Source organism: Mesorhizobium sp. M0870 (assembly GCF_040319775.1).
Classification (GTDB): Bacteria; Pseudomonadota; Alphaproteobacteria; order Rhizobiales; family Rhizobiaceae; genus Mesorhizobium.
In genome coordinates this window covers 84,392-95,403 of record NZ_JAMYOI010000002.1, presented here as the reverse complement: position 1 = coordinate 95,403, position 11,012 = coordinate 84,392, and the positions used below count along the sequence as shown (strand labels likewise).

11 protein-coding genes and 1 pseudogene are annotated in these 11,012 nt (G+C 59.4%); 8 read left to right on the top strand and 4 right to left on the bottom strand.

Annotated features, from left to right (window positions below; genetic code table 11):
• Nucleotides 1-4: 4 nt before the first annotated feature.
• Nucleotides 5-1,600 (bottom strand): ABC transporter substrate-binding protein, encoded by a 1,596-nt coding sequence (locus tag NKH97_RS03485; protein ID WP_352795415.1) that lies wholly within the window; start codon nucleotides 1,598-1,600, stop codon nucleotides 5-7.
• Between the two features lie 27 nt (nucleotides 1,601-1,627).
• The gene (locus tag NKH97_RS03480; RefSeq protein WP_352605111.1) at nucleotides 1,628-2,836 is read right to left on the bottom strand and encodes a trans-sulfuration enzyme family protein; all 1,209 of its coding nucleotides are present in this window, start codon (nucleotides 2,834-2,836) and stop codon (nucleotides 1,628-1,630) included.
• Between the two features lie 102 nt (nucleotides 2,837-2,938).
• Here NKH97_RS03480 and NKH97_RS03475 point away from each other — a divergent pair, with 102 nt between their 5' ends.
• The 3 genes and pseudogenes from NKH97_RS03475 (at nucleotide 2,939) to NKH97_RS03465 (ending at nucleotide 4,827) form a co-directional block, all read left to right on the top strand.
• Complete coding sequence (locus tag NKH97_RS03475; RefSeq protein ID WP_352795413.1) at nucleotides 2,939-3,823, top strand: LysR substrate-binding domain-containing protein; 885 nt, start codon at nucleotides 2,939-2,941, stop codon at nucleotides 3,821-3,823.
• 51 nt (nucleotides 3,824-3,874) lie between these two features.
• Nucleotides 3,875-4,129, top strand: a pseudogene (locus NKH97_RS03470) (ornithine cyclodeaminase); the annotation flags it as partial.
• A gap of 221 nt (nucleotides 4,130-4,350) precedes the next feature.
• The gene (locus NKH97_RS03465; RefSeq protein WP_352795411.1) at nucleotides 4,351-4,827 is read left to right on the top strand and encodes a Ros/MucR family transcriptional regulator; all 477 of its coding nucleotides are present in this window, start codon (nucleotides 4,351-4,353) and stop codon (nucleotides 4,825-4,827) included.
• Nucleotides 4,828-4,911: 84 nt separating this feature from the next.
• Here the strand turns inward: NKH97_RS03465 and NKH97_RS03460 are convergent, their stop codons facing one another.
• Nucleotides 4,912-5,871, bottom strand: coding sequence for a LysR family transcriptional regulator (locus NKH97_RS03460; protein ID WP_352795410.1), 960 nt, complete (start codon nucleotides 5,869-5,871; stop codon nucleotides 4,912-4,914).
• A 271-nt stretch (nucleotides 5,872-6,142) separates the two neighbouring features.
• On the opposite strand from NKH97_RS03460, the gene NKH97_RS03455 reads away from it, so the two are divergent.
• The 4 genes from NKH97_RS03455 (at nucleotide 6,143) to NKH97_RS03440 (ending at nucleotide 9,794) form a co-directional block, all read left to right on the top strand.
• Nucleotides 6,143-6,802: an ABC transporter permease gene (locus NKH97_RS03455; RefSeq protein ID WP_352795409.1), complete on the top strand. Its 660-nt coding sequence runs from the start codon at nucleotides 6,143-6,145 to the stop codon at nucleotides 6,800-6,802.
• 13 nt (nucleotides 6,803-6,815) lie between these two features.
• Nucleotides 6,816-7,565, top strand: a complete 750-nt coding sequence (locus tag NKH97_RS03450) for an ABC transporter permease (protein WP_352795407.1) — start codon at nucleotides 6,816-6,818, stop codon at nucleotides 7,563-7,565.
• A 52-nt stretch (nucleotides 7,566-7,617) separates the two neighbouring features.
• A complete protein-coding gene (locus NKH97_RS03445) occupies nucleotides 7,618-8,466 on the top strand; it encodes a transporter substrate-binding domain-containing protein (protein WP_352795405.1) in 849 nt (282 codons plus the stop codon).
• 74 nt (nucleotides 8,467-8,540) lie between these two features.
• Nucleotides 8,541-9,794: a CapA family protein gene (locus NKH97_RS03440; RefSeq protein ID WP_352795403.1), complete on the top strand. Its 1,254-nt coding sequence runs from the start codon at nucleotides 8,541-8,543 to the stop codon at nucleotides 9,792-9,794.
• A gap of 17 nt (nucleotides 9,795-9,811) precedes the next feature.
• On the opposite strand, the gene NKH97_RS03435 is transcribed toward NKH97_RS03440, so the two are convergent.
• Nucleotides 9,812-10,324 carry a helix-turn-helix domain-containing protein gene (locus NKH97_RS03435; protein WP_352795401.1) on the bottom strand — a complete coding sequence of 171 codons (513 nt, stop codon included), beginning with the start codon at nucleotides 10,322-10,324 and terminating at the stop codon, nucleotides 9,812-9,814.
• 164 nt (nucleotides 10,325-10,488) lie between these two features.
• On the opposite strand from NKH97_RS03435, the gene NKH97_RS03430 reads away from it, so the two are divergent.
• Complete coding sequence (locus NKH97_RS03430) at nucleotides 10,489-10,725, top strand: helix-turn-helix domain-containing protein (protein ID WP_224685811.1); 237 nt, start codon at nucleotides 10,489-10,491, stop codon at nucleotides 10,723-10,725.
• The last annotated feature ends 287 nt before the right edge of the window (nucleotides 10,726-11,012 follow it).

Sequence of the window (11,012 nt, the reverse complement as noted above, 5' to 3'; positions counted from 1 at the left end):
TCTCCTATTCGCTCAGGCTGATGTTTTCGTAAGGCATATCGTACTCCGTTGCCGGGGCCTTGAAATCTTTGACGCGGCTGGAGTGCGCCCAGATACCTGGCACGTAAAGCAGTGGAGCGATGGCGACGTTATCGTGCAGCCAATCGTAAACCTTCTGGACGTTGGCTTCCATGTTTGGATCCAACGCCGACATCGTCGCGGTCACGAGCGGATCGAGCCGCTCAGCGTCGACGAACAGCTTACCGTCGACGCCGTTGTCGTAGGTAGACAGGAAAAGACCGACGATTGTGGCGAAAGGCTCGTACGGAACGCCGTATGTCTGGAAGAAAGCAAGATCGAACTTGCGTTCGGGAATATCGCTGTGTCGCGAGGCATGGTCCACCGAGCGGATCGTAAGCTGAATGCCGATCTCCTGCAGTTCCGCCTGAAGCACCTCGGCGACGGATCTCGATCCGGGAATTTGTTCTTCACTGACGACGATTTCGAGAGCGAGCGGAGAGCCATCCTTCTCTCTCACAGGACTGCCGACCCATCCTGCCTTTTCCAAAAGCGCCTTAGCACCTTCGACGTCGATCTGGGGAACCTCATAGCGCTTTCCGGCCAGTGGCACGGATTCGGCGAAGAGATTGGCCGACGTCGCTGCCATCCCGCGATAAAGTACCTTTGAAATTGCTGCCCGGTCGATGCCGATATCGATGGCCTTCCGGACTGCGACTTCCTTGAGAGCTGGAGCCCGGTCGGGATTGAATGCCATGATCATTGTCGTCGAACCGGGTTCCACAACGACGTCCAGCCCCGCCTGCTTCAAGGTCTGGGCCTCGATCGCGGTGATCGGCGATACGAAGGCCCCGCCCATTAGGTCGATATCGCCGGCTCGGAGGGCAGCCATACGGCCACGAGAGTCGGGGAGCACCTTCAACTGGACTTTCGAGAACTTGGGCTTCTCGCCCCAATAGCGGTCGAACCGCTCGAAGACGCTGCCCGAGTTATCCGCGCTGATTTCACGCCATGGGCCGGTCCCGACCGGAGCCTTGTAGCTCCCGTCAGCTGCGACCGATTTCGGGCTGAGGAAACGACCGGGGCGGACATAGGCCAATTCCTGCAGCAGCCCAAGAACAGGCTCCTTGAAGCGGATATCGATATGATTGTCATCGACGACAGTGGCATCCACGAAGAGCCTGGAGCAGTTCATCCAGTTGTTGTCAGCCTGCCCCATCCAGCGCCCCAGGTTCCACTCGGCGGCGGTGGCGTCGAATGGTGTCCCGTCATGGAAGACAACTTGCTCTCTGAGCGTCAGGCGCAGGAGCTTGCCCTCATTCTCGATCGACCAAGCGGTCGCCAGTCCAGGTTCAATTTTTCCGTCATAGGAGTACGTGACGAGTGGTTCGAACACCATGTCCTGGACCGCGTAGAGCCCCTTGAATTTGTGAGGGTCCAGGTCGCCGGGGGCCACAGAGATGGCGATCCTAAGCGTATCATTATCGGCCGCGGCCGCGACCATGCTCGGAAAAAGGGAGCCGCCGGCGGCGATGCCAATCATGCCGGACAATCCTGTCAGAAACGACCGTCTGTGAATTGTTATGAATTTGCTGCTGTCCATGTTCCATTCCCCTTGTTTTTGATTTGATTACCCGTAGGAGCGAGCTCCCGTGCCGGACCGATCTTGTGCGGTCCGTACAGATATGTCTTCGAGCAGGCGGGCGACGTCCGCCTGCAAGTCCTCAAGCGCTTCGATCCCGACACTGATGCGCAGCACGAGGTCGGACGCGAGCCATTCTGTCGCCGTTCTGTTCTGCCGGACGGGCATCGGCGCGACGAGACTGCGGGTACCTCCCCAGGAGGCGCCGATGGCGAATGTCGTCAAGACGTCGAGCGCTGGTGAGACATGTGCGGTGCAGGCGTCCTTGAATAGCACGCCGAATACCCCGCTCGCTCCAACGAAGTCGCGTTTCCAGAACTCATGACCAGGCGAATGGGCGAGTGGCGGCCACAGCACGCGGTCTACCAACGAATGCCGCTCGATCTGTTCAACCAAGGTCCGCGCGCTTTCGAACGAGCGCTGCATCCGGATGCCGAGTGTCTCCATGCCGCGCAGGACGAGGGCCGCGTCGTCCGGCGAGACGCCTATCCCGAAGCGTCCCATGAAACCCTTGACCACAGCCTCGTGTTCGGGACGGGCGATCGTAACCGATCCCATCAGTATGTCGGAGTGCCCGGAGATGTATTTGGTCAACGCCTCTGTGACGATATCGACGCCGTGCAGGATCGGCTTGAAGTTCAGCGGCGTCGCCCAAGTGTTGTCGCATCCAACGAGAATGCCGCGGCGCCGGGCCACCGCCACAATGGCTGGTATGTCCTGGACGTCCATGCTCGTCGAACCAGGAGACTCGCACCAGATAATCGCGGTGCGCTCGTCGATCTTGCTTTCGAGATCATCGATCGTGGATGGATCGAAGTACCTCGTCTCTATCTGGAAGCGTGCTAGGTCCTGGTTGGCGAAGTCCCTGACGGGCGGATAGGACGTGTCTACAACGAGGATGTTGTCGCCAGCCTTCAGGAAAGAAAGCATCGCTACCGAGTTGGCCGCTTGGCCAGAAGGGGCGAGGAACGTCCGGACGCCGCCTTCGAGCTTGGTAAGCTTTTGTTCGAGCGTGCGCGTCGTCGGCGTGCCGTACAAGCCGTAGGAATATCCTTCAGGCCCGCGCTGCGCGCGGTTGGCGTAGGCCTCCGCATTCTCGAACACGATCGTCGAGGCTCTGTGGACCGCAGTTCCAAGCGGATCGAAGCCCTCATTCCTAACCTTCGGGGTCAGCACCACTTCAGTAAAGTCGTTCATTCTCTCGCCACCCCCTGGACATGGCGATTGTTTAAGCACACTCCTCACTATGCGGTCTAATATCAAGATTACGGTTTACTATTCGCGGAGGTTATAGGGTCGATGAACCTGAGGCAGATCGAAGTCTTCCACGCCCTGATGACAAACGGCACGACGACACGTGCGGCCGAGGTCCTGCGCATCTCACAGCCGGCCGTGAGCAAGGCGGTGCAGGAGCTGGAGCGCACCGTTGGTTTTGCGCTGTTCAATCGCGCTAAGGGGCGCATGAGCCCAACTGCGGAAGGGCGGCTCTTCTTCCGAGAGGTTGAAACCTCGTTTTCCGGCCTGATCCATCTCAAGAGTGCGGCTGCGCGTATAAGAGACTTCGGGTCGGGCGAAATAAGAGTGGCAAGCCTGTCGGCGTTAAGCACAAACGTCATGCCGAAAGTCATGCGCTCGTTCCAGAAGCGCCACCCGCAGGTGGCTATAACGTTCCAAGCGCGGATGTCGTCCTCGGTCAAGGAGTTGGTTGCTTCCGGCCAGTTCGACGTCGGTGTGGCGGCGGACGAGATCGATCTCGCGGGCGTTATCGCTCGGCCCTTTGCCAGCTATCAGGTTGCCATTGCCCTGCCTCCGGGCCACCGTTTGCAGGGCAGAGCAGTCATCTATCCAAGAGACCTCCACGATGAAAACTTCGTCGCGCTCGCGCCGGAGGACACGACAAGGCGAGAGGCGGAGGCGATCTTCGCGGAGCATGGGGTGAAGCCAAAAATTGTCTTGGAGACCCCCTATTCGACGACGATCGCGGCGATGGTCGAGGCTGGTCTTGGCTGCGGCATGGTCAATCCGATTACGGCGGACCCCTTCCTCGGACGTGGAATGATGATCGTGCCATTCGAGCCGGCAATTCACTTTCGGACGCTTCTGTTGCTTCCGCCTCAAAGGGAGCCTTCGACAATTGTGGCTGATTTTATAGAAGAGCTGTTGAAGGGGTCCTCCGGGGTATAGATGAGCGCGATCAAGAGCGAAAGGTTTCGGTCGATTCTACCTTAGCCGCTCGCCCTCGGTGGCGACTGCCCTGGCAAGACTGAACTGCACCGCGACATCCTGCTGCGCTCCGACATCTTCGTCGAATTCGCGCCGCCAAGGCGCGAGGCCGCCGGGACGTCAGCAGATTACGCTCTTCGATTCCGTCGGCCTCGGCATCGAGGATTTTTCGGCGCTGCGATACGTGCGCGACCAGCTACAAGCACCGACGAGCCGCGAGATTTGTTCGGCATGCTGGTGAGGGCAGCCATGCAGCCGGCAGGATAACAAGGCTCGCTCGAGACCAGCTTCCACCCTCCCGCCCAATTGCCTTCATTGCTGGGCGGTGCCTCGCCTGACCTGCTTCATGCAGAGCTTCGTGGCCCATGCCCCGACACGTTCCTCTTTGTAACTTCTTGTCTTGTGCACCCGGTGCGCTTTGCTGTAGCGAGGTTGCTGATGTAGATCGGGGCTACGGCAACTGAAGAGCAAATGAAGGGTTGGCCCAAATGCCTGAAGATCTTATCAACTCCGACGCGGAATTGCTGGAGATGACAGCTGACATCGTTTCCGCCTATGTCAGCAACAACCCGGTTCCAGTCGCAGAACTCGCCCGGGTAATTGCCGATACCTATGGAGCGATCAGCAAGCTGCAGGGACCACTCCCACCCAAAGCGGAAGAGAAGCCTACTCCCGCAGTCCCGATCAAGAAATCGGTGACGCCCGATTTCATCATCTGCCTGGAAGACGGCAAGAAGTTCAAATCGCTCAGACGGCACCTTGCCACTCACTACGATCTTTCGCCGGATGCGTACCGGGCGAAATGGGGCCTGCCCTCCGATTACCCAATGGTTGCGCCGAACTATGCTGCGGTGCGATCCGCGATGGCAAAGGCGATCGGCCTTGGACGGAAGGCCGTAGCGCCTGAACCCGTAACGTCGCCGGCGCCGGCCAAGCGCCGCAAGATCGGCATCAAGACAACCTGACATCGGGGCTATTTTGCACAAAAGCCCGCATTCTGTTCAAGGGCGCGGGCCGATTGCTCCGTCAGAAAGAACCCTGCCTCTTGTTCAAGGGCAGCGGCTGCCGAGGATATCAGCCCTCAAGGGGTGATCCCCCTCTAGCGGACGGCATCTGGAAAACGCGGCGATGATCGCCTCAAGCGATACATTCAATGCGCTGGAAAAGGTCCTGCCCTTCTGCCAAATCGCAACGTAGTGATAGAGCGCGGACGGTTCCACCGGTTTCGCTTCGAGGTTAAACGCCGCGTATTCACGCGCAATGATCTCATTGGTTATCGAAATGCCCAGGCCAGCCGAGACGTATCCGGCTTCGTGACCGTTGCAATCGAATTCCACCAGTATGTCTGGCTCAACGCCGGCGAAGCGCAAGGCATTGAAGTTCATCTGGTGAGCGGCGAACTGGGGATCGATATCGACGATCGTTTCGCCTGCCAGGTCTTGCGCCTCGATACAGGTCTGTTTTGAAAAGCGGTGGTCGGGATGAAAGATGCATACGTTTCGTGCCGACCCAAGCGGCGCCCATTCGAACAGGTGTGGATCCAGGGGCAACCTCGAGATTCCGAGATCCGCCCGCCCAGCCAGGATGTGCTCACCGATCTGGTCGTAGCTACCCGAAATCGACCGCACATTCGAAGCGGTCTGTGAGCGGATAATCGCCACGACCTTGGGCAAGGTCACGAAACCGAAAACAGATGGCGCGGCAATAGCAATCCGCTGCTTTTCCTCATTCTTCATAGCGAAGATCGACGCTTCCAGCCGATCCAGGGACGTCAGGGCAAGTTCTACGTTTCGCAGGAGTTCCCAGGCTTCCTGCAAGGGGACGATGCGATTGGCCGATCTCTTGAAGAGTGTGATGCCGAGCGTGGTCTCGAGTTGCTTCACGTGTTGACTGACGGCCGGCTGGCTTATCCCGAGCGCTGCCGCCGCTCGCCTTGTCGATCCGGCCCGCAAGACTTCTCGGAAGACCTTCAGTTGGCGAAGCTTGAGGTCGCTCTGCAACAACTCCATTCCCTGCGCGCCTTTCCCTGATAACCACCCGGGAAGCAGAAAACGCCATCCTGAGGAGCACCGAACCACCTCAGTATATAACGGCGCGTTATAGATAAAATAATAAAAATTATAGATTGAGTGTGTAATTTCAGGCGCTAGAATTAGCCAATATCTCAAATTAACTCCAAATTATTAAATATAACAATTCGCAACCTTGGGTTATACGGCTTGGTCTTGGCGAGAAAGACCGGCGTATCCTGCGGTAATTGCGAGTCGAGGAACGCGCCCCATGGGTGGTTTTACTAGTCAGTTTGTTGTCGCACTCACCGTGACCATAAGCCTGGCCCTTGTCAGCGGCTGCCTGGGTACGGCATTTGGCTTGTTTTTGGCGATTTCGAAGGGCACGGCACAAACGCGCCTCAACCGTGTCGTGACCGCCTACACCACGGTTGTCCGTGGTGTACCAGAACTTCTCATTATCCTGCTCATCTACTTCGGCGGAACCACGCTCGCCAGCAAGATCGCCGGCCGGTATGTCGAGGTGAACGCATTCACCGCAGGCGTTATCGCGCTCTCGGTCGTTTTCAGCGGTTATGCGACCGAAGTGTTTCGCGGCGCGATTGCGGCAGTGCCAGCGGGCCAAACCGAAGCGGCAAAGTCGCTTGGGCTGAACGCCTGGCAGCGCTGGATGTTCGTCATCGGACCGCAGATGCTGCGGCTGGCGCTGCCGGCCTATGGCAATCTCTGGATTTCGCTTTTCAAGGATACAGCGCTGGTTTCGATCGTCGGCCTGACCGACATCATGCGCGTTGCGTATGTGGGGGCCGGATCCTTGCGCGCACCATTGACCTTCTACCTTGCGGCCTCCGCTCTCTATCTCTCGCTGACCACCGTCACGCTGCTGTCGATCCGGCTGGCTGAGCGGCGCTATCCGGCGCTTGGCCGGTAGGAGGGAGCGACCCATGAACCTCGGCTTGATGTTTGACGCAATGATTGTCCTGCCTTCGGGCGTTGGACTCACATTGACCCTGACGGTCTTGTCGCTGACGGCCGGATTTCTTCTGTCCGTGCCGCTGGCCTTCATCCGCGCGTTTGGACGTCCCGGCCTCTCGCTCGCGGTGCTGGCATACACCTATGTGATCCGCGGAACGCCGATGCTCGTTCAGCTCTTCCTGCTCTACTACGGCCTCGCTCAGATCGAGGCGGTGCGAGCCAGCATCTTCTGGGTGATCCTGCGGGATCCTTTCTGGTGCGCCCTTCTGACATTTTCGCTGAACAGCGCGGCACACACCACCGAGATCCTGTGCCGTGGTCTCCAGTCCGTGCCTAAGGGTGTCACCGAGGCGGCCACGTCCCTCGGCTTGAAACGCTTCCAGATCGCTCGCCTGGTCACCTTCCCGATCGCTTTCAGGATATCGCTCCCGGCCTACGGCAATGAGATCGTCGGAATGATCAAGGGCTCGTCGCTCGCGAGCACCGTGACGCTGCTCGAGATCACCGGCATCGCGAGACAGATGGTGTCGACCACGTTCGCGCCGTACGAGATCTTCATCGTCGCCGGAGCGATCTACCTATCGCTCACCTCGATCGCGGTGAAAGCGATCCAGTTGCTGGAGCGATGGCTGTCGACCGACGGCCATCCGGTGCGTCGACGAAAGGCGCGATTGCGGCCCGCCCTACCTGACCCAGAGATCACGACGCCCCTGCCCTGACGCCGCAGGTTCTGGGCTCCCCTTTCCATCCAAACCAACGAAGAGGTGCATCATGCGCATACCCCTGGCTATTGCTGTTTCTATCGCTTCGCTCATGTCGGCATTCCCGGCGAGCGCGCAAAGCGAGCGCGTCATTTCGATCGCCACTGAAGGCGCCTCGCCGCCCTGGGACGGCACCGACGCGAACGGTCAACTCTACGGTTACGATATCGATGTCGGACAGGAGCTGTGCCGTCGCATCCAGATCAAATGCACCTTCGTCCCGCAGGATTGGGACGGGATCATCCCGGCACTGCTTGTCGGCAAGTTCGACGTCATCATGTCCGGGATGGCGATCACGGAAAAACGCAAGCAGTCAATCGCGTTCTCGATCCCCTACGCCACCGGCTTCAACCAGTTCGTGGTGCGCAAGGACCTGGGTCTCGACGCCGGCGACATCAAGCAGAAGGTCAATCTTTCGACCATCGGCGACAAGGAAAAGGCGACCATCGAGCGCCTCCGATCGACACTCGCCGGCAAGGCGATCGGGGCCCTGCGCTCGTCGAATTCTGAAGCGGTCGTGAAGGAAATCCTGGGCGATGTCGTGACCATCCGCAGTTATGACAGCCTGGACAACATGAAGCTCGATCTTGCCGCGGGTCGCATCGACGGCGGTCTCGCCGACTATTTCACCTGGCGGGACTTCCTGGAGACGCCTTCCGGTTCGGATGCGGTGTTTTTCGGGCCGGAATTGAAGGGTGGGCTCTGGGGGCCGGGCGTCGGCGCCGGCATGCGCAAGGACGATGCCGAGTTGCTCGCCAAGTTCAACGCGGCCATCGACGCGGCCACCAAGGATGGAACGATCAAGGCGCTGAGCCTGAAATGGTTCAAAAGCGATATCTCACCGGCCGTCTCCCAATAGGCGGTAACCGACTTCGACATTGACGAGGTGCCGGCCGGAACGCCAGTGCCGTCCCCTCCTTCAAGGCGAGCTCCATGAAAGACCAGTTCTGCGCGGTCGTTACCGGCCAATCCCTGATCAAGCACGACATCCGCGACGTCAAAGACGAACGCTTCATCGCGGTTACGGACTTCCTGCGCCAAGGCGACGTCGTCTTCACCAACTTCGAGTCGACGATCCTCGGCAAGCACGGCGGGTGGCCGACCAAGGGCAAATACTTCGGATATTCCAGGGCTGAAGTGCTCGACGCATTGCAGGCCATCGGTTTCAACGCGCTGGCGCTAGCAAACAACCACGCCTTCGATCTCGGCGCCGGCGGTATCCTCTCGACGCTGGAGGAGGTGGAAGCGCGCGGTTTCCTGCATGCCGGCATCGGGGCCGACGAGACAGCAGCCATGAAACCGGGCCGCCACCGGCTGGGCGCGCGCGAGGTCGCCCTTCTTGCGATGGATGCAGGCCCCGGCCCGACCAACATGTATGCCGAAGACCGCACGGCCTTCCGGCCGGCTCGGCCCGGCGTCAATCGTCTGAACACGGTTCGCAAGATGGGGGTGCCTGACGGACATCTCCGCAGACTGGCAAGGCTGGGCACTCATTTGCAAAGCTCGCCCTTTGAGCTGGCCAACTATGCGCAACCGGAGGACCCGGTAGAGGTGTCGGCCGACAAGGAGATCAATTTCTACGGCACCGTGTTCACGCAAGCCGCCGATTTCGGCCGCTTGATCGAGGTCGATCAAACCAGCGCTAGTGTCCATCTGGCCGCCATCCGGCACGCGGCGGCACAAGGCGATTTCGTCATCGCCTATCTGCACCACCATCATTGGGAACCAGGTTGGCACGACGTGCCGCTCTGGGTGCAGACCTTTGCCCGGATGTGCATCGACGCCGGCGCGAACCTGTTCGTCAGCCACGGCGCTCCGGTGCTGCAGGCCGTGGAGATCTACAACGGCTCGCCGATCTTCTACGGCCTCGGAAATTTCCTCTTCCACGTCCACCTCGACGAAACCGAATGGGACCCACCGGAGGTCTGGCAAAGCATCGTCGCCGCGTGCCGCTATGACGCCGGCGGAAACCTCGCGGGGATAGACCTCCTGCCCATCGCGATCGGCGCGGAAGCTCAGTCTCTCGGATCGGCAACGGGCAGATTGGTACCAGTGGCCGTCACTGGAAGCGCGGCGCGAGACATCCTTGAGGGATTCGCGACCCGCTCGCGGGCGTTCGGCGTCGAAATCGAAGTGTCCTCGGCTTGCGGCCGCATCGCCCTGCCCGCTGCCCGAAAATTTGGCTGAACGGCCCCGATCGGCCGTCAGACGGTCTTGCATTCGGCCGGCGGGGATTCGCCGGCCGTCTCGCTGTCCGCCTTTGTGTCTAGCAGGGCCAGTTCTTCTCCTAGCGCTGTGATCAGGGACGAGACGCGACCGCGCACACGCGGCGGAAGATTCACTAGCCCCTCAATCAGGCGCCGACCCTCCGCGCTGGCAATGAAATCCAGGCGCTCATCGACCGGCAGGGGCCGCGCCTCGACGCAGGTCTCATCGTTTCCCGGCAGGCCGTCGAAGAAGCGACTGACGGGAACGTCCAGCGACGTAGCGATCTCGTAGAGCATCGACGCGCTCACGCGATTCCGCGCGTTCTCGTATTTCTGAAGCTGCTGGAAGCTGATGCCTATGGACCGGGCAAGCTGGGCCTGCGAGACGTCCGATTGGACGCGAACCGTTGCAATCTGCCTGCCGACATGCTGATCGGCGGGATGAGGGTCACTTTCGATCTTTGGCTTCGGCCCCGTCCGAAGGAGGATGGAGCGTTGCGGTTTCAACAAGGCCTTTCGATCCTCCACTAATCAGCCGGATAGAGAGTCTGTCGCCACGCGCCAGACTCTTCGCGTCGAGGTTACCTGCAGTAGAATCGCCATTTAATATACCTTATAGGGTGCAAAATGACCCTATAGGTGGCAAAGAAAATCCGCCTGTCGATTGTGGACTCATGGTCAGTCCACGACAGATTCGAGCCGCACGGGCTTTGCTTGGTTGGTCGCAGCAGGAGCTTGCTGACAAGGCAATTGTATCGCTGAATGCGCTGGCCCGGTTGGAAAACGGCAAGGTGGATTCCCGGATCAGCACTCTGCAGGCCATTGAGGCGGCTCTGATAAAAGCGGGTGTCGAATTCTTGTCAGCTGGCCAAAAGGGTGAAGGTGTACGGCTCTTAGATCCTCTGGTTTGAATGTTCAGTTAGCGGAAAGACGGGATCCGGGCCGCATTGGGCTGTGATCTCGCCATTGCAATTGACGTTCGCCTAGATACCGTCCTGCGCGTGACGAACGGTAAAGTCGTGTTATTGTCGGAATCAGTCATGATCCGAGCTCCAGATAGCGTTGGGTTGTGGTTAGGTCGAACGATGTGTTGGAGCACGTCGTTCGGCTGCGATACGCGAACCACAAATTACGTACATACCGTACATTACGGACACCATCATTGTCAAACACTCCTGATCCTGTCGACACCAAAACC